We start from the raw sequence: 18,465 nt of genomic DNA on the forward strand, positions 1-18,465 counted from the left end.
CCCCGGTCAGCTCCTGACGCGGCCGGTCTGATGGGCCCAGATGGCGATCTCCACACGGTTGCGGGCGCCGAGCTTGGCCATCAGGCTGGCGACGTGGGTCTTGACCGTGCTGAGCGAGATGTGCAGCTCGGCGGAGATCTCGCTGTTGGTCCGGCCGCGCGCCACGGCGGCGAGGATCTCCTCCTCCCGGTAGGTGAGCGCCTCGACGGGCTGCGGGAGCGACGAGGCGGGACCGGTGCGGGCGAAGGTCCCGAGCAGCCGGGCGGTGACGCTCGGGGCGATGAGCGCGTCCCCGTCGGCGGCGGCGTGGACGGCCTGGGAGAGCATCTCGGCGCCGGCGTTCTTCAGCAGGAAGCCCCGGGCCCCGGCCTTCAGGGCGGCGTAGACGTACTCGTCGAGGTCGAACGTGGTGATGACGACGACGGCGAGGGGGTCGGCGACGTCCGGTCCGGCGAGGGACCTGGTCGCCTCGATCCCGTCGACGCCGGGCATGCGGATGTCGAACAGGCACACGTCGGGACGCAGGCGCCGGGCGAGCTCGACGGCGCGCCGCCCGTCGGGGGCCGTGGCGACGACCTCGATGTCCGGCTGGGCGTCGAGGATCATCGCGAGCCCGGTGCGCACGATCTCCTGGTCGTCGGCGATCAGCACCCGAACACTCATGTCGCGGCCCCGTCCCGGGGGAGCACCGCGGTCACGGTCCACCCCCGATCGCGGTCCGGGCCGGCCACGCACGTGCCGCCCAGCAGGTTCGCGCGCTCGCTCATGCCGACGATCCCGTATCCCGGCGGCTCGGCCGGACGCGCGGGGCCGTCGCCGTCGTCGCGTACGCACAGGCGGACCGCCGCGTCCTCGGCGGCGACGCGCACCTCGACCCGGGTGGCGTGCCGCGCGTGCCGCAGGGCGTTGGTCACCGACTCCTGGGCGATGCGGTAGACCGCGGACTCGACCGACGGGGGCAGGCCGTCCAGGTCGCCGGAGATCTCCACCTCGACCGCCGGATGGTGGGAGCCGCCCCGGCTCGCGAGGAGTTCGATGTCGGTGATGCGCCGCCCGGGTGTCAGCTCCGCCGGCCGGTCCCGGCGCAGGACGCGGACGATGGCACGCATCTCGTCCAGGGCCCGCGCCGCCTCGGCCTCGATCACGCGGAGGGCCTCGGCCGCGGCGTCCGGGCGCGACGCCGACGTGGCGAGCCCCGCCTGCGCGCGGATGGCCATCGCGGAGACGTGGTGCGCGACCGTGTCGTGCAGGTCGCGGGCGAGCTGCTCGCGCATCAGCAGCTTGACCTGGTCCAGCTCGCGCGCCCTCACCCCGGCGCGGTACCGGAACGCGCCGCCCAGGCTGGTGGTCGCGAGCGTGACGGCGAACGGCCCGACCGCGTCGGCGGGAGCGGCGTGGTCGACGAGCACGGAGAGACCGACGGCGGTGAGCAGGATTCCCAGGCCCGTCACGATCTCGCGGCCCGACCCCCACCGGAACAACGCGTACGGCAGGATCAGCATGTATCCCAGCGTGTACACGTCGAGCGTCGCGCCGGCCACGAGGATCGGGACCAGGCTCGTGACGGCGAAGCAGATCGCCAGCATCGCCAGCGGCCTGGTCCGGCGCCACAGCAGCGTGGGCAGCAGCCCGACGGTGACGACCACCGCGAACGGCCGCATCGGAAGGTCCGGCCGCAGCACCCCTTCGAGCACCGCGAGGGGCGCGAGCACCCCGACGAGCACCCAGTCCCGCCACACGCGCCGGGGCGGATCGGGGGGACGGGGCTCGCACCATATGGAGCGGATGAGGCCGGGCACGGCTTCATCGTACGGAAGCCGGGCCGGCGGGAACCGGCCCGGACGGAGACTCCTGTGTCGCCTCCGCACCGCGCCTCCACACCGCGCCTCCACACCGCGCCTCCACACCGCGCCTCCGCACCGGGGCCCGGCGCACGGCCGGTGACCTTAGCGAAGGCTTAAGCGACGTTTAGGGGCCCGACAGGGCGTTGACCATCCGGCGAGGAATGCTTACGCTCGCAAATTAATAGGAAACTTTCCTGTCCTTTACCCCCCAAGAGCAGGAGCTCCGTTGCGCAAAATCCTCCTCGGGTCCGTGATCGCCGGTGCCGCGCTCCTCGCGCCGCTCGCGATCGGGACCGCCTCCGCCGCGGCCCCCGCCGCCGTCCCCCACAGCCAGTCGGCCGTCCTCGCGTACACGGCCTGGGCCCCCAACACCTGGTACGCCGTCGGCGCCCGGGTCACGTACTCCGGCAAGGACTACGAGGCCATCCAGGCGCACACGTCCCTGACCGGCTGGGAGCCGCCGAACGTCCCGGCCCTGTGGAGGCTCCTGTCGGGCAGCTCCCCCTCGGCCAGCCCGAGCACGTCGCCGTCCGCGTCGCCGTCCACATCGCCCTCGGCCTCGCCCTCCGCGTCGCCCTCCGCGTCGCCCTCCGCGTCGCCGACCAAGAGCCCGACGCCCCCGCCGCCAGGCGGCAAGAAGGTGCTCGGCTACTTCGCCGACTGGGGTGTGTACGGCCGCCAGTACTTCGTGAAGAACATCGTGACCAGCGGCTCGGCCGCCAAGCTCACCCACATCAACTACGCCTTCGGCAACGTCACCAACGGCCAGTGCGCGATCGGCGACTCCTACGCCGACTACGACATGGCCTACACGGCGGCCAACAGCGTGGACGGCAAGGCCGACACCTGGGACAACCCCAACGCGCTGCGCGGCGCGTTCAACCAGCTGCGGAAGCTGAAGGCGCAGTATCCGCACATCAAGGTGCTCTACTCCTTCGGCGGCTGGACCTGGTCCGGCGGGTTCGGCCAGGCGGCCGCCAACCCCACCGCCTTCGCCAACTCCTGCTACAACCTGCTGAAGGACCCGCGCTGGGCCGACGTGTTCGACGGCATCGACATCGACTGGGAGTACCCGAACGCCTGCGGCCTGAGCTGTGACTCCAGCGGTGCGGCGGCGTTCAAGAACCTGATGGCGGCCCTGCGGGCCAAGTTCGGCTCCAGCTACCTCGTCACCGCCGCGATCACCGCGGACGGCACTAGCGGCGGCAAGATCGACGCCGCCGACTACGGCGGCGCGGCGCAGTACCTCGACTGGTACAACGTGATGACCTACGACTACTTCGGCGCCTGGGCCGCGCAGGGCCCGACGGCCCCGCACTCGGCGCTCACCTCCTACTCCGGCATCCCCACCGCCGGGTTCTACTCCGACGCGGCCATCCAGAAGCTGAAGAGCAAGGGCGTGCCAGCGAGCAAGCTCCTGCTGGGCATCGGCTTCTACGGCCGCGGCTGGACCGGCGTCACCCAGGCCGCTCCCGGCGGTACCGCCACCGGCGCGGCGCCCGGCACGTACGAGGCGGGCATCGAGGACTACAAGGTCCTCAAGAACAGCTGCCCGGCCACCGGCACCGTCGCCGGCACGGCTTACGCCAAGTGCGGCTCGAACTGGTGGAGCTACGACACCCCCGCCACCATCGCCGGGAAGATGACCTACGCCAAGAACCAGGGTCTCGGCGGGGCCTTCTTCTGGGAGTTCAGCGGTGACACCGCCAACGGCGAGCTGATCAACGCCATGGCCGGCGGCCTCAAGTAACACCGTCCAACGGCTCAAGTAGCGCCGTCCAACGGCCTCAGGTAGTCCGGCGTCGGCCCCCGCGCACGTGGCGCGGGGGCCGACGCATGTGCAACATCATCCGGCCATCCCGGCTAAACCGTCGCTTATGGTGGCATTTATGGACGCGACGAGGACGATCGTTGAAACGGTGGGCAAGCTGCGGCAGCGCCGTACCGCGCCGCTCGTGTTGGAGCTGGACCTGACCGAGGGACTGTCGGAAGGCCCGCCCGCCGACCCTGTCTCCGCCCTGCTGTCCATGCGCAAGGCGCGCCTCACCGACGTGCTGTCGGGCCTGCGCCGCGCCCGCAAGGACCCTCGCGTCACCGCCCTGATCGTCAAGATCGGCGGCAATCCCCTCGGCCTCGGCATGGTGCAGGAGCTGCGCACCGCCGTGGTCAAGCTGCGCGCCGCGGGCAAGCGGACCGTCGCGTTCGCCGAGACGTTCGGCGAGTTCGGCGCGGGCACCGTCCCCTACTACCTGGCCAGCGCCTTCGAGCGGGTCTACCTCCAGCCCTCCGGCGATGTGGGCCTGACCGGGGTGGCGCTGGAGCAGCGGTTCCTGCGCGACGCGCTCGCCAAGGCCGGGGTGGAGTATCAGCTCGGCCAGCGGCACGAGTACAAGACCGCGGCCAACACGTTCACCCAGAACCACATGACCGACGCCCACCGCGAGTCGGCCGGGCGCATCGCCGAGTCGATCACCGAGCAGGTGGTCGCCGGCATCGCCGACGCGCGCGGCCTCGATCCGAAGCGCGTGCGCGAGCTGATCGACCAGGGCCCCTTCATCGGGGCGGAGACCGTCGAGGCCGGGCTGGTGGACGGGCTGAAGTATCGCGACGAGGTCTACGGCGAGACCGTCGAGGACGGCGCGCACCTGCTCTACGTGTCGCGGTACGCCAAGAACACGCTGTCCGGCAAGCTCCCCCACCCGGGGGCCGACACGGTCGCCCTGGTCCACGGCAACGGCATGATCCGCCTCGGCCGCAGCGGCCGCTCGCCGCTCGGCGGCGGGGGCTCGATGGGCTCCGACACCATCTGCGCCGCCCTGCGCTCGGCCCGGCGGGACGAGAAGGTCAAGGCCATCGTGTTCCGCGTGGACAGCCCCGGCGGGTCGTACGTCGCCTCGGACGCGATCTGGCGCGAGGTCGTGCTGGCGCGCAAGGCGGGCAAGCCGGTCATCGTGTCGATGGGCGACCTGGCGGCCTCCGGCGGCTACTTCGTGTCGATGGCCGCCGACGTGATCGTGGCCCAGCCGGGCACGCTGACCGGCTCGATCGGCGTGTTCGGCGGCAAGCCCGTCGTCGGCGAGCTGCTCGGCAAGCTCGGCGTGGTGACCGAGTCGGTCGCCGAGGGCGCCAACGCCGGGATGTTCTCGCCGTCCACCGCGTTCTCCGAGACCCAGTGGGAGCGGGTGAACGCCTGGCTCGACCGCATCTACGACGACTTCGTGGGGAAGGTGGCACAGGGCCGCGGCCTCACCACGGACCGGGCGCACGAGCTGGCCAGGGGCCGCGTGTGGACCGGCGCCGACGCCAAGGCGGCCGGCCTCGCCGACGAGCTCGGCGGCCTCGAGGACGCCCTCTCCCTGGCCCGCCGCCGGGCCGGGCTGGCCGACGACGCCCCCGTACGGACCTATCCGCGCATGCATCCCCTGGAGCGGCTGCGCCCGCCGGAGTCCAGCGAGGACAGGTCGGCCGCGCTCGCCCGGGTGCGTCTCGAGGCGTGGGGACCGCTGGCGCGGATGGCCGGGCAGCTCGGCCTCCCGGCGTACGGCCCCCTGGTGCTGCCGGGCTACTGGACGATCAGGTGATCGCGCGGTAGCGGGAGCGGAGCCGTACGAGCGGGGCCTTGGAGGCGTCGACGTAGTCGACGCCGAGGACCTCCCCGACGAACAGCGTGTGATCACCGGCCGGGACGACCTGCGTCGTCTCGGCCTCGATCGCCGCCACCCCGCGCTCCACGACCAGCGCCTCGCTGTGCGCGCCGCGGTGGTGGGCGACCCCGGCCAGCAGGAGCCGGGCGCTCGGCCGTCCGGCCGCGGCGAACCGGGAGGCGACCGCCTGCTGGCCGTCGGCCAGCACGCTCGCGGACCAGCGGTCCCGGCGCAGCAGCACCTCGGCGAGGTATCCGGCCGAGTCGAGACTGACCAGCACGAGCGGCGGGTCGAGCGACACCGACATCAGGGTCGCGACCGTCGTACCGAGGTCGTCGCGGTCGTCCTTGACCGTCACCACCGCCACGCCGGCGGCCACCTGCCCCATGGCCTCGGTGAACAGCCCCTGCCCAGGTCCCACGCCCCGGCTCCCTCCTACCGCACGGACAGGAACACGCCGTCCGAGCCCTGCGCCCCGGACATGCCGATCGTCTGCGGTGTCGCCTTCGCCGGTATGTCGAACACCAGCGTCCGGGTGGTCCGCTGTCCGGGGTTGATCTCTTCGTACAGATCGGCATTCTGGCCGATCGTCACCATGTCCTGCACGTTGTACTGCCTGCCGTCGGTGTCCAGCAGCCCGGAGTCCATGCCGTCGAACGTGGCCGGGTTCTCGCCGGTGTTCTTCACCTGCACCTTCACCACGACGAACACGCCCTGCGCCCGGTAGTTCTCTATGACGTCGCTGAGCGTTCTCTCCCTGGTCGCCGACAGCACCTTCAGCGTGAACGGCGGTTCGTGCGCCACCGACCCCAGCGCGACCGGGGTGGGCGTGGCGCTCCTGGTCGCCTTGGTCACCGGGCTGTCGGTCGACAGCGCGTCGTCGATGGCCGTCACCGCGTCGTCGGCCGCGCCGAAGAAGACGACCGTTCCCCAGGTCGCCAGGCCCATCGCGGCAAGGCCGAGGACGGCGCCGGCCAGCGCGACGCCCCCATTGGAGGCGATGCCTTTGCGAGCGCGCGAGCGGCCGGCGAAGCCGAACACGACCGCGAGCAGGCCGAGCGTGCCCGCGACGAAGAACAGCAGCGGGACGAGTCCGGTCAGGGCGCCGACGATGCCGAGCACCAGGGCGGCCACGCCGAGCCCGTTGCGCATCCCGGGGGCGTGACCGCCCGTCGGCGGCATGCCGTCTCCCGGTGCCCCGCCGTACGCCGGGGGCTGTGCGGGCTGGTGCTCGTACCGGTTGGACATGAGACTCTCCCTCCGTGTCTGCGTGCACGCTCTCCCCATCGTCACAGAACTCATGCGATCGGTAACGGTGAGTATCGAAACAGTGTCGCGCGCCGAGGACGGCTGAAGGAGCGGTCGCCGTGCGGGGAAAGGTTCCTTCAGGGACGTCTGAGGCAGCACGGGCCGGCCGGGGGGTGCCTGTGAGGAACACGACGAGGCTCACGGTGGCGCAGGCGCTGGTGCGGTTCCTCGCCCGGCAGTGGACCGAGCGCGACGGCGCCGAGCACCGGCTGATCGCCGGGTGCCTGGGCATCTTCGGGCACGGCAACGTCGCCGGCGTCGGCCAGGCCCTGGCCGAGCAGGGCGCGGGCACCCGCGACCCGCTGCCCTACTATCCGGCCCGCAACGAGCAGGCCATGGTCCACACCGCCGCCGGTTACGCCCGGCAGTCCGGCCGGCTGTCCACGCTCGCCTGCACCAGCTCGATCGGGCCGGGCGCGACCAACATGGTCACCGGGGCCGCGCTGGCCACGATCAACCGGCTGCCGGTGCTGCTGCTGCCCGGTGACCTGTTCGCCACCCGCGTCGCCTCGCCGGTGCTGCAGGAGCTGGAGGACCCCCGGTCGTACGACGTCAGCGTGAACGACTGCCTCAGGCCGGTCAGCCGCTTCTGGGACCGGGTCAACCGGCCCGAGCAGCTCCCGGCGGCGCTGCTGGAGGCGATGCGGGTGCTCGCCGACCCGGCCGAGACCGGCGCGGTGACGCTGGCGCTGCCGCAGGACGTGCAGGCCGAGGCCTACGACTGGCCCGAGGAGCTGTTCGCCCACAGGGTCTGGCACGTGCCCCGGCCGGTCCCCGAACCCGCCGCCCTGGCCAGGGCCGCCGGACTGCTGCGCGCCTCGCGCCGCCCGCTGGTCGTCGCCGGGGGCGGGGTCAAGTACAGCGGCGCCTGCGCCGAACTGGCCCGCTTCGCCGAACGGCACGGCGTGCCGGTGGCCGAGACCCAGGCCGGCAAGGGCGCGCTGCCGTACGACCACCCGCGCGCGGTCGGCGCGGTCGGGCACACCGGGACCCGCGCCGCGGACACCCTGGCCCGCGAGGCCGACCTGGTCATCGGGATCGGGACCAGGTACACCGACTTCACCACCGCCTCCCGGACGTTGTTCGGCGAGGCCCGGTTCCTGAATGTCAACGTGACGGCGTTCGACGCGGCCAAGCACTCGGCCGAGACGCTCGTCGCCGACGCCCGCGAGGCCCTGGACGCCCTGGACGGCGTGGAGTGGAGAGCGGACCCCGGCTGGACCGGCCGGGCGGCCGAGCTGGCCACCGCGTGGCAGTCCGAGATCGACGGGTTCTACGGCGGGACCGAGCTCACCCAGCCGGTCGTGCTGGGTGTGCTCAACGAGATCGCCGCGGGCGGGGTGGTGGTCAACGCGGCCGGGTCGATGCCGGGCGATCTGCACCGGCTCTGGCGGGCCTCCGACCCCGGGCAGTACCACGTCGAGTACGGCTACTCCTGCATGGGCTACGAGATCGCCGGGGGTCTCGGGGCGAAGCTGGCGGCCCCCGAGCGCGAGGTGTTCGTGCTCGTGGGCGACGGGTCGTACCTGATGATGGCCCAGGAGATCGCCACCGCCGTGCAGGAGGGCGTCAAGCTCGTCATCGTCCTGGTGGACAACCACGGTTTCGCCTCCATCGGCGCGCTGAGCGAGTCGGTCGGCGCGCTCCGGCTCGGCACGGCCTACCGCGGGCGCGGCCCGGACGGCCGGCTCGACGGGGAGCGGCTGCCGGTGGACCTCGCCGCCAACGCGGCCAGCCTCGGCGCCGACGTGCTGACGGCGGCCGACCCGCGGGCCCTGCGGGCCGCGCTCGCCACGGCCGTCGCGTCCCCCCGTACGACCGTGGTGCACGTCGAGACGGTCCCCGGCCCCGCACCCGCCGCCGAGGCGTGGTGGGACGTGCCGGTGGCCGAGGTGTCCGGGCTCGCCGAGGCGCGGGCCGCCCGCGAACGCTACGACGCGGCCAAGCGCGCCCAGCGGCCCTATCTCTGACGGGGCGGGCGCCGGCGAAACGACCCCGGCGAGATCGGCGTGATCATGCCGGCCTCTTCCGCTGATCGGGCGCGACACCGCTGGGGGCGAGCGGCGGCGTCACGGCCCGCCGATGCGGCCGGTACGGCGACGGGTGCGGTCTTGACGATCGAGGTGGGGGCGCTCACTCTGCATTCGGCGCCGGCCCGAGAACGTTCGCGGACTCGCCGCCGACCTCGTCGGATCACCTGCGAAGGGCGGGCGTTGACCCCCACGTCATCCGTGCCCCGGCCGAGGATCCACGGCTCCGCGGCCGGTCGTGCCGCCGCGCCGCGGCCGCCCCCGGCACGCCGCCGCCGTACTCGCGCCCATGAAACGTTCATCGCCGGTTGCTCGGCGCCCGGCCGGACGAGAAGGCCCGCGGCCCCTCCACCGGCAGGCAGAAGGAGAGACCGTGCGACGCACACAGGTGAAAGCGGCGCTGGCCGCGCTGGCAGTGACCGCCACGCTGTTACCGGGGGCCGCCGACGCGGCCACCGCGCCCGGGGCGACGGCGGTGCCGAAACCGGCGCCGGCCGTGCCGGCGAAGGCGCACACCGCCGGCCGGGTCGAGGTGGCCGGCGGCTCGATGCGGTACAGCTGGCCGGGCGTCTACTTCGAGGGCCGCTTCCGCGGCAACGGGGTCGGGATCGCGATCGACGACGCGGTCAACGACTACGACGTCCAGGTCGACGGCGCCACCGTCGCCACGCTGGTGACCCCCGGCCGCACCACCTACTGGGTCAGGAACCTGAGTCACGGCGTGCACAGCGTGCGGCTCGTCAAGCGCACGGAGAGCCCGTGGTCCGCCGGCCGGTTCGACGGATTCGTCGCCGCCCCCGGCGGCGCCATCCTGCCCAGGCCGGCCGATCGCCGCCGGCAGATCGAGTTCATCGGCGACTCCTACACCGCCGGCTACGGCAACATGTCCACCACCCGTGACTGCCCCGCCCCGGGCCAGATCGACAGGAACACCAACGCCGACGTCAGCTTCGGCGCCCTCACCGCGCGCGGCCTCGGCGCCGACTACCAGATCAACGCCTTCTCCGGCCGCGGCATGGTGCGCAACTACAACGGGATCGAGCCCGGCACCGACTACCGCACCTACTACGACCGCGCCCTCCTCGGCGTGCCCGGCGACGTGTGGAAGAACCCGGGCACCTGGCATCCGCAACTGATCGTGATCGGTCTCGGCATCAACGACTTCTCCACCGCGATCAACCCGGGCGAGCCGTGGACGCCGGAATCCCTGGTCGCCGCCTACACGACCGCCTACCACGGCTTCATCGACAAGCTGCGCGCCCGGTACGGCAAGCGCGCGATCATCGTGGTCAGCGCCACCTACATGTCCAACACCACGGCGTTCGCCGACGCGGCGCGGCAGATCGTCCAGGATCGCAACGATCAGGGCGACGACCGGGTCCGCTACTGGTACTACGACAACACGGATCTGGACTACGGCGGCTGCGACTGGCACCCCTCCGCCCACGACCACGAGATCATCTCCCGGCGGCTCGACGACTTCATCGCCACGCTTCCGCTCAGGTGGTGAACGCGGCCGGGGGCCCGGGAAGTGGAGCGGCCCGGGCCCCCGGCTCAGGTCACAGCAGGCCGTTCTGGGTGAGCCAGTCCTTGGCGACCACGGGCGGGTCGTCCTTGTCGACGGCGATCCGCTGCATCAACGACAGGAGGGTCTGCGTGTCGAGCTTGGCGGAGATCTCGTTCAGTGTGGAGGTCACGGTGTCGTCCACCCCGGCCTTGTAGACGAGGGGTGTGACGTTGTCGAACCCGAACGCGTTCTTGTTGTCCTCCAGCGGCACAAGGTCGTTGAGCACGATCTTGGGGTCGGTGGTGAACACGTTGCCCACCTGGACCGTGCCGCTCTTGATCGCGTCGGCGGTGGTCGCCCCGGTGGGCTTCCACTGCTTGAACTCCAGGCCGTATACGCTCTTGAAGTTCTCCTCCTGCCGCTGCTTGAACTCCGGCGGCCCGCCGACGACGAAGTCCTTGGCGACCTTGGCCAGGTCCTCGATGGTGGTCAGCTTGAACTTGTCGGCCGTGGCCTTCGTCACCGACAGGGAGTTCTTGTCCTCCGCCGCCGACGGCTCCAGGATCTCCAGCTCCGGCGGCAGCTTGGCCTTGAGACCGGCGACGATCTCGTCCTTGGTCTTGGCCGTGCTCGACTTGTCGACGAAGGCCAGCAGCGACCCGATGTACTCCGGCAGCACGGTCAGGCCGCCGCTCTTGACCTGGTCGTAGACCACCTCGCGGCTGCCGATGTTCGGCTTCTCCTCCACGGTGACCCCCTTGGCTTGGAGGGCCTGGGCGTACATCGAGGCGAGCAGGACACTCTCGGGGAAGTCGAAGGAGCCGACGACGACCTTCACGGGGGCGGCGCCGCCCGATCCGGAGGCCGACGGAGCGGCGGTCGCCGTGCTGGACAGCGGGTCGGAACCCCCGCAGCCCGATAACGTGAGCGCCGCGGTCAGCGCGACCGCCGCGACGCCGAAAATACGCCTCATACGGAATATTCCCTTCATTGTCAGGGGATAATAGGGAGATTAGCGGACCTGGCGGACTCCGGGCGAAACGACCACCCGGTCCAGGAGGAGGAAGGCGAACTGGACGGCCAGGGCGAGGGCGGCCACCAGGACCGCTCCCCCGATGACGCTCGCATAGGTCTTGGTCGCCAGGCCGTCGATGATGAACCGGCCGAGCCCGCCCAGGCCGACGAACGCCGCGACGGTTGCGGTCGAGACGACCTGGATGGCGGCGAGGCGCAGGCCCAGCAGGATCAGCGGCAGCGCGACCGGGGTCAGCGTCCGGAACAGCACCTGCCGCCCGCGCAGGCCCATGCCGTACGCGGCGTCGCGCAGGTCGGCGTCCACCCCCCGCACGCCCTCGTACGTGTTCACCAGGATGGGCGGGATCGCCAGCACGATCAGCGGGATCAGCACCGGCAGCACGGTCCCCACGCCCGCCAGCAGCACCACGAGCACGAGCAGGCCGAGCGTCGGCAACGCCCGGGCGGCGTTCGCCGCGACCACGACGAGCAGCGCGCCGCGGCCCGTGTGGCCGATGAGCATGCCGAGCGGCACGGCGATCAACGCCGCGACGAGGAAGGCCGCCGCCGAGAACTCCAGGTGCTCCAGCAGCCGGACGGGGATGCCGTCGGGCCCGGACCAGCGCGACGCGTCGCCGAAGAAGTCGGCCAGGAAGTTCACGCCGCCCTCCTCGCCCGGGACCAGGGGGTCAGCAACCGCTGGGCGAGCACGAGCAGCCCGTCGGCGAGCACGGCGAGCAGGACGATGAGCACGATCCCGACCACGATGGGCGTGTAGAACTGCCGCTGCCAGCCGTCGATGAACAGGTTGCCCAGCCCGCCCTGGCCGATCAGCGCGCCCACGCTGACCAGGCTGATGCTGGACACGGTGGCGACCCGCAGCCCGGCCAGGACCACCGGCACCGCGACCGGCAACTCGACCCGGAGCAGCCGGCGCGCGGGCCGGAACCCCATCGCCACCGCCGACTGCCGTACGGGGTCGGGCACCGAGGCCAGGCCGTCCACGACGGCGGGGATCAGGACCGCGAGCGCGAAGAAGGTCAGCGGGATGACGACGGTCGACCGGGTGAGCCCGGTGACCGACAGGAAGATCGAGAACAGCACGAGGGACGGCAGCGAGTAGGTGACGTTCATCAGCGCGGCCGTCGGCTGGTACAGCCAGCGCCACCGTACGCAGGCCAGGCCCAGCGGCAGGGCCACGACCAGCCCGAACAGCACGGGCAGGAAGGCCATCACGACGTGGTTCTCCAGCAGGGCGCTGATCGCGGTGGGGCCTCCGTTGGCCCAGTTGCGTGCGATCCAGTCCCAGCGGACCAGAGGCTCCTGGCTCACGCGGGCGCCCCCTCGCCCGGCCCGGCGTCCGGGGACGGCGCGGCCGGCGGGGACGGTGGGGACTGCGCGGCGGGTGGCGCGTACTCGGCGAGCAGTTCGTCGATCGCGTCACGCCCCGCCACGCCGCGCACGCGGCCCTCCTCGTCCACGGCGACCGCGACGCCGTTCGCCGACAGCAGGGCCGCGTCGAGCGCCGCCCGCAGCGAGTCCGTCTCCGGGTCGAAGGTCCCGTACGCCGCGAGCCCGTCCGCGGTCCGCCAGCCGAGCGGCCTGCCGGCCTCGTCGGTCGCCAGATCGGACGGCGCCGGGCGGAGGCGCACCTCCTTGGCCGAGATGAACGACAGCCGCCGGATGCCGCGGTCGCGGCCGAGGAACTCGCGGACGAAGTCGTCGGCGGGCTCGGTGAGCAGCGTGGCCGGGCCGGCCATCTGGGCCAGCCGCCCGCCGACGCGCAGGACGGCCACCGTGTCGCCGAGCTTGACCGCCTCGTCGATGTCGTGGGTGACGAACACGATCGTCTTGCGCAGCTCCGACTGCAGCCGCAGCAACTCGTCCTGCAGGCTGGCCCGCACGATCGGGTCGACGGCGCTGAACGGCTCGTCCATGAGCAGCACCGGAGGATCGGCCGCGAGCGCCCTGGCCACGCCGACCCGCTGCTGCTGGCCGCCCGAGAGCTGGAAGGGATACCGGCCGGCCAGCCCCGGGTCGAGGCCGACCAGCTCCAGCAGCTCCATCGCCCGGGCGCGCGCCTTCTGTTTGCTCCAGCCCAGCAGGTACGGCACGGTCGCCACGTTGTCCACGATCTTCCGGTGCGGGAAGAGGCCCGCCTGCTGGATCACGTACCCGATGCCGCGCCGGAGCGTGGGCGGGTCGATCTCGCGCACGTCGCGGCCGTGCAGGGTGATGCGGCCGGAGGTGGCGTCGATCATGCGGTTGATCATCCGCAGCGACGTGGTCTTGCCGCAGCCGGAGGGGCCCACGAACACGGTGATCGCCCCCGTGGGCACCTCCAGGCTGAGGTCGTCCACGGCCACCGTTCCGTCCCGGTAGCGCTTGGTGACGCCTTCGAACGTGATCACGCCATCTCGCCCTTCGAAAGAGTGTGCGATCAACCCAACATCAGGAGGCCCACTCGCTCTTCCCCGTGAGCCTCCCGGATATCAAACGCCACCCGTTCCGGACAGAACACCCGGCGGCCAGCCTAGGCGGGAACCTCCGATATCCGGGCCTAGATATCTATCAATAGGGCATCTCCTGATGCGTGGCGCGGCGATGTGTTGGCATGATTACTCTCACGCCTCTCCCATCCCTCCGCCGCGTCCCTCCGATACGGACCAGCACGAAACTCAGAGGAGCCGGTCGTGACTCCACCGCTCACCGGTCAGCGCTCCAGAAGCGAGCTGATCGCCGAGCTCTACGAGCGTCACGCCTCGGGGTTGTTCGCGTACTGCCACGACCAGCTCGGCCAGACCACGCCGGCCGCCGACGCCGTGGTGGCCGTCTTCACCACCGCTCCGACCACCGAACCGCCCTCGCGCGCCGCGCTGTACGCGCTGGCGCGCCGGGAGATCTACCGCCGGGACGTCAGTTACGCGCTGCCGGCGGTCGACTCGGTCGCCGACCCCGCCACCGCGTTGATCGAGCGGGTGTTCCGGGACATCCGGCCGCACCAGCGCGAGGTCCTGCTGCTGTCGGAGGTGTGCGGCCTCACGGCGCCCGAGCTGTCACTGGTCCTCGACGTGGCGGTCGACACCGCCGAGGAGCTGATCTCGGGGGCGACGCGACGCTTCGCCCAGACCCTGGAGACGGCGGTCACCGCCGCCAGGTCGGCGCCGTTCGTGCCCACCTCGGTCGCGGAGGTCTACGACGCCATCGGCGTCTCCCCCGTCGGCGACGTGCTGGCCCGGCTGCCCTGGCCCCGCCCTGCCGCGTCCGTGCGCGACCGGGTGCTGACGGCGCTGCCGTACGAGGAGCCGGGCAGCGCCGCGGCGGGTCAGGAACACTCCTCCGGACTGGTCACCAAGAGGCTGTGGCCGACCACGCCGACCTGGCCGCTGCCGCTGAGCGACCCCGACCAGGTCACCAACACGTGCGTGGTCAAGACCGACGCCATCGCGCAGCCGCAGGGCACCCGGCGCAAGGCCAAGCACGAGGCGACGACCGAGCCCATGCCCCGGTTGCGCGGAGCGCTGCTCAATCCGCTCGGCGAGGGCCGTCTGCGCAGGAGACGTCCCGGCCGGCCCGCGCCGGCGGAGCCGCAGGCGGCCCTGGCCGCGCCCGTGGAGCCGCAGGAGTCCCCCCAGGAACCCGCCCAGACCGCGTCCGCCACGCCGCCCGCCACACCGCCCGCCGCACCGTCTGCCACGCCGCCCGCTCCGGCCGTCGCGGAGACCGCCGCGGACACGTTCGACGCCTTCCGTCAGGCCGGCCCGTTCGACGCGTTCGGCGTCTCCGAGGCCCCCCACCGCGCGGACCCGTTCGAGGCTTTCGGCGCCCCGCCCCGCCCCGCGGAGCCCCTCCCCGCCTCCGACACACCACGTCACCCCGCAGAGCCGTTCGACGCCTCCGACACACCGCTTCGCCCCGCGGAGCCCTTCCTGGCCTCTGACACACCGCTTCGCCCCGCGGAGCCCTTCGACGCCTTCGGCACCGCGCCGTGTCCTGCGGAACCTTTCGACGCGTTCGGCGCCATGCCCCGTCCCGGGGAGCCGTTCGACGCTCCTGGAGCCGTGCCGGGTTCGGCGGAGACGTTCGACGCCTCCGGAAACACACCGCGCCCGGCGGAACCTTTCGACGCCTTCGGCGGCACCGCCGCAGCCCGCCCGGGGGACCCGCTGGACGCGTTGTTCGACACGCTCCGCTTCGCCGAGCCCTTCGACGCGTTCCGTACGGCCGAGACCGCCGGCACGCCGCCGCAGGCCGAGCCCGCCGAGCCCACCGAGCCCGCCGAGGCCCCCGCGCAGTCGGGGATGGTCGCCCCGCCCCCCGCCGCCGCCGAGGAGGCCACGGTGTTCCCGCCGGCCTTCCCGCAGTCCGTGGAGTTCCCGCTGCCGCCCGCCGAGCCGATCGCTCCGGCCAGTGTCAGGGACGACGTCAGGGACGAGGTCCCGGACGAGCCGCCGTCGGAGAGGGACGGCGAGCACGCCGCCCACACGTTCGGGACGGAGGCGGACATCCTGGTCCACCCGGTCGTCGCGGCGGTCTCCGTTCCGCTGCCCGCCGCCCCCAGGCGTCCGGGCCGCAGGCACACCGGCAAGCCGTCCGGCGGCGGCGCGAGCAAGGGCCGGCGCGCCAAGGGCGACCGGCACTACGACTGGCTGTGGGAGGTCGTCGGCATTCTGATCTGCCTGGTCATCGCGCTGGCCGTCTTCTACTTCGTGCAGTGATCGTCACTCGCCCGGAGGGAGAAGTCGCGGGCCGGGTCAGCGGGGAGGCTTGGGCAGGCCGAGGCCGAGCATCGCGATCAGCTCGCGCTGCACCTCGTTGACGCCGCCGCCGAAGGTGAGCACGAGCGCGCCCTTGGCGCCCCGGTCCACCCGTACGGCCAGGTCCCGGGTCTCCTCGTCGTACGGGTCGCCGAAGCGGGCCAGCGTGTCGCCGACGATGCGGCCGACCTCCTGCATCCGCTCCGAGGCGTAGATCTTGGTGGCCGACGCGTCGGGCGCGCCCAGCCAGCCGAGGTCCATCGATGCCGCGACCTGCCAGTTCAGCAGCTCGTTCGTGCGGAAGTAGACGTACACCTCGGCGACGGCCCGCCGTACGCCGGGGTGATCCCACAGCGGCGCGCCGTCACGGCCCCGGCCGGTCTTCGCCCAGCGGGTGAAACGGTCGAGGGTGTGCCCGATGTTGCCGGCCGGCCCGAGCGTCACGCGCTCGTGGTTGAGCTGGCTGACGATCAGGTCCCAGCCCTTGTTCACCTCGCCGACGACCATGTCGAGCGGGACGCGCACGTCCGAATAGTACGTCGCGTTGGTGTGGTGGCGGCCGTCCATGGTGATGATCGGCGTCCAGGAGAACCCGGGGTCCGCGCAGTCGACGATCATCATGGTGATCCCGCGGTGCTTCTTCGCCGCCGGATCGGTGCGCGCGGCCAGCCAGACGTAGTCGGCGTGGTGCGCGCCCGAGGTGAACACCTTCTGCCCGTTCACCACGTAGTGGTCGCCGTCCGGCACCGCCGTCGTCCGCAGCGAGGCCAGGTCGGTGCCCGCCTCCGGCTCGCTGTAGCCGACGGCGAAGTGGCACTCTCCGGCCAGGATGCGCGGCAGGAAGAACTCCCTCTGGGCGTCCGTGCCGTACTGCATGATCGTCGGGCCGACCGTCTGCAGCGTGATCAACGGGTAGGGCACCTCGGCTCGGGTGACCTCGTTGGCGAAGATCTGCTGCTCGACCGGGCCGTAGCCGCCCCCGCCGTACTCCTTCGGCCACCCGAGGCCGAGCTTGCCGTCACGGCCCAGCCTGCGGCAGTGCGCCATGTACGCCTCGCCGAACGGGTCCCGGGCGATCTCGGCGCGCTGCTCGCCGGTCAGGCAGGTCGCGAAGTAGTCCCGCAGCTCGTCGCGGAGCCGCCGCTGCTCCGTCGTCAGGTCGATGAACATCAGACCAGGGCTCCGATCAGGTCGAGCTGGGCCTGCTCGCCGCCCAGCAGGTGGGCGAGGTGCGTGCCCAGGCCGAAGTAGCGGTGCAGCGGATAGGTCAGGTCGAGGCCGATGCCGCCGTGCAGGTGCTGGCAGGTGTAGAGCGCACGCACGGCGTCTCCGGCCGCGTTGCGGGCGGCGACGGCCAGGTCACGCGCCGCGGGCAGCCCCTCGGTCAGCCGCCACACCCCCGTCCACATCGCCACGTCGAGCGCGCGTGAGGCGATGTAGACGTCGGCGATCTGCATGGTCACGGCCTGGAACTCGGCGAGCACCCGGCCGAACTGCCTGCGCGCGGCGATGTGGCCCTTGGTGAGCGCGAGCGCGCCGGCCAGGACTCCGGAGGCGGTGGCGGTCACGCCCGCCAGGGTGTTCAGCCGCAACGCGGCGACGGCCGCGCCACCCGCCGCCTCGCCCGCCTCCCCTACCATCTCGCCCGGTGTGTCCTCCAGGACGACCGCGGCCGCGGGCTCCCCGGCCGGCGACGTGACCGGCAGCAGTCGCGCGTCCCCCGGCCGTACCAGGTACAGCCCGAGGCCGTCGGCGGACCGCGCGGGCACGAGGATGGCCGACGCCTCGGCGGCGTACGGGACGATCCCGGGCCGTCCGGTGATCCTTCCCTCTCTGGCGATCGCGGCCGGTGGGTCGCCCGGGGCCGCCCCCGCCTCGCGGAAGGCGACGGTCAGCACCTCCTCCCCCTCGGCGAACGGCGCGAGCGCCCGCCGCTGGTCGCGGGAACCATGCCCGGCGACGGTCAGCGCGGCGATCAGGCCGGGCAGCACCGGGACCGGCGCGACGCGGGCTCCCGCCTCCCGCAGGATCACCGCCGCCGCGAGCGGGCCGAGCCCGGCTCCGCCCGCCTCGGGCGGCAGGCACGCGCCGAGCAGGCCCGCCTGCGCCAGTGCCTTCCACGCCGCCGCGTCGTACGGCCGGCCGCCGCGCTCGTGCGCCTCGATCCTGGCCTGGTCCGCCTCCCGGTCCAGCACCGACGCGGCCAGCGCCCGCAACTCCGCATGGGTCTCGTCGAGATCGAAGTCCACCGGACCTCCCGGGTGTTCCGCGGATCTGCCTGCGGGGGTGAGACACCACCCCAAACCGGAAACTAGAACAGATTCTAATATCTGTCCATAGGGCGGCCGGCGAACCGGCGGC

The 18,465-nt window shown here is 72.5% G+C and carries 15 protein-coding genes; 5 read left to right on the forward strand and 10 right to left on the reverse strand.

Going from position 1 to position 18,465, the window contains the following annotated elements:
- Positions 1-6 precede the first annotated feature (6 nt).
- Both HHX30_RS24290 and HHX30_RS24295 read right to left on the reverse strand, forming a co-directional pair.
- Positions 7-663: a response regulator transcription factor gene (locus tag HHX30_RS24290; RefSeq protein ID WP_169984272.1), complete on the reverse strand. Its 657-nt coding sequence runs from the start codon at positions 661-663 to the stop codon at positions 7-9.
- A complete protein-coding gene (locus HHX30_RS24295; protein WP_169984273.1) occupies positions 660-1,799 on the reverse strand; it encodes a sensor histidine kinase in 1,140 nt (379 codons plus the stop codon). The genes HHX30_RS24290 and HHX30_RS24295 overlap by 4 nt, the downstream gene beginning before the upstream one ends.
- Before the next feature lie 271 nt (positions 1,800-2,070).
- On the opposite strand from HHX30_RS24295, the gene HHX30_RS24300 reads away from it, so the two are divergent.
- Together HHX30_RS24300 and HHX30_RS24305 are read left to right on the forward strand one after the other, a co-directional pair.
- Positions 2,071-3,594: a glycosyl hydrolase family 18 protein gene (locus HHX30_RS24300; RefSeq protein WP_169984274.1), complete on the forward strand. Its 1,524-nt coding sequence runs from the start codon at positions 2,071-2,073 to the stop codon at positions 3,592-3,594.
- Positions 3,595-3,733: 139 nt separating this feature from the next.
- Positions 3,734-5,425: a S49 family peptidase gene (locus tag HHX30_RS24305; RefSeq protein WP_169984275.1), complete on the forward strand. Its 1,692-nt coding sequence runs from the start codon at positions 3,734-3,736 to the stop codon at positions 5,423-5,425.
- Here HHX30_RS24305 and HHX30_RS24310 read toward each other — a convergent pair.
- Together HHX30_RS24310 and HHX30_RS24315 are read right to left on the reverse strand one after the other, a co-directional pair.
- Positions 5,418-5,876, reverse strand: a complete 459-nt coding sequence (locus tag HHX30_RS24310) for a flavin reductase family protein (protein WP_169984338.1) — start codon at positions 5,874-5,876, stop codon at positions 5,418-5,420. The two genes, HHX30_RS24305 and HHX30_RS24310, sit on opposite strands and share 8 nt — an antisense overlap.
- A gap of 47 nt (positions 5,877-5,923) precedes the next feature.
- Positions 5,924-6,736, reverse strand: a complete 813-nt coding sequence (locus HHX30_RS24315) for a DUF4190 domain-containing protein (protein WP_169984276.1) — start codon at positions 6,734-6,736, stop codon at positions 5,924-5,926.
- A 179-nt stretch (positions 6,737-6,915) separates the two neighbouring features.
- Here HHX30_RS24315 and iolD point away from each other — a divergent pair, with 179 nt between their 5' ends.
- Both iolD and HHX30_RS24325 read left to right on the forward strand, forming a co-directional pair.
- The gene (gene iolD / locus HHX30_RS24320; protein WP_311922846.1) at positions 6,916-8,766 is read left to right on the forward strand and encodes a 3D-(3,5/4)-trihydroxycyclohexane-1,2-dione acylhydrolase (decyclizing); all 1,851 of its coding nucleotides are present in this window, start codon (positions 6,916-6,918) and stop codon (positions 8,764-8,766) included.
- Positions 8,767-9,199: 433 nt separating this feature from the next.
- A complete protein-coding gene (locus HHX30_RS24325; RefSeq protein ID WP_211592438.1) occupies positions 9,200-10,336 on the forward strand; it encodes an SGNH/GDSL hydrolase family protein in 1,137 nt (378 codons plus the stop codon).
- Between the two features lie 49 nt (positions 10,337-10,385).
- On the opposite strand, the gene HHX30_RS24330 is transcribed toward HHX30_RS24325, so the two are convergent.
- Genes HHX30_RS24330 through HHX30_RS24345 form a run of 4 tightly spaced genes read right to left on the reverse strand, consistent with a single transcriptional unit; the run spans position 10,386 to position 13,758 of the window.
- Complete coding sequence (locus tag HHX30_RS24330; protein WP_169984279.1) at positions 10,386-11,306, reverse strand: ABC transporter substrate-binding protein; 921 nt, start codon at positions 11,304-11,306, stop codon at positions 10,386-10,388.
- Positions 11,307-11,345: 39 nt separating this feature from the next.
- Positions 11,346-12,008 carry an ABC transporter permease gene (locus HHX30_RS24335; RefSeq protein WP_169984280.1) on the reverse strand — a complete coding sequence of 221 codons (663 nt, stop codon included), beginning with the start codon at positions 12,006-12,008 and terminating at the stop codon, positions 11,346-11,348.
- Positions 12,005-12,679 carry an ABC transporter permease gene (locus tag HHX30_RS24340; protein WP_310741984.1) on the reverse strand — a complete coding sequence of 225 codons (675 nt, stop codon included), beginning with the start codon at positions 12,677-12,679 and terminating at the stop codon, positions 12,005-12,007. Before HHX30_RS24340 ends, HHX30_RS24335 begins: the two co-directional genes overlap by 4 nt.
- A complete protein-coding gene (locus HHX30_RS24345) occupies positions 12,676-13,758 on the reverse strand; it encodes an ABC transporter ATP-binding protein (protein WP_169984281.1) in 1,083 nt (360 codons plus the stop codon). Before HHX30_RS24345 ends, HHX30_RS24340 begins: the two co-directional genes overlap by 4 nt.
- 282 nt (positions 13,759-14,040) lie before the next feature.
- Between HHX30_RS24345 and HHX30_RS24350 the strand changes: the two genes are divergently transcribed.
- Positions 14,041-16,065 carry an RNA polymerase sigma factor gene (locus HHX30_RS24350; protein WP_169984282.1) on the forward strand — a complete coding sequence of 675 codons (2,025 nt, stop codon included), beginning with the start codon at positions 14,041-14,043 and terminating at the stop codon, positions 16,063-16,065.
- A 36-nt stretch (positions 16,066-16,101) separates the two neighbouring features.
- On the opposite strand, the gene HHX30_RS24355 is transcribed toward HHX30_RS24350, so the two are convergent.
- Together HHX30_RS24355 and HHX30_RS24360 are read right to left on the reverse strand one after the other, a co-directional pair.
- A complete protein-coding gene (locus HHX30_RS24355) occupies positions 16,102-17,274 on the reverse strand; it encodes an acyl-CoA dehydrogenase family protein (RefSeq protein ID WP_169984283.1) in 1,173 nt (390 codons plus the stop codon).
- On the reverse strand, positions 17,274-18,353 hold the full coding sequence (locus HHX30_RS24360; protein WP_169984284.1) for an acyl-CoA dehydrogenase family protein: 1,080 nt from the start codon (positions 18,351-18,353) through the stop codon (positions 17,274-17,276). The genes HHX30_RS24355 and HHX30_RS24360 overlap by 1 nt, the downstream gene beginning before the upstream one ends.
- Positions 18,354-18,465 lie beyond the last annotated feature (112 nt).

The organism is Microbispora sp. H10836, assembly GCF_012999525.1.
Lineage (GTDB): Bacteria > Actinomycetota > Actinomycetes > Streptosporangiales > Streptosporangiaceae > Microbispora.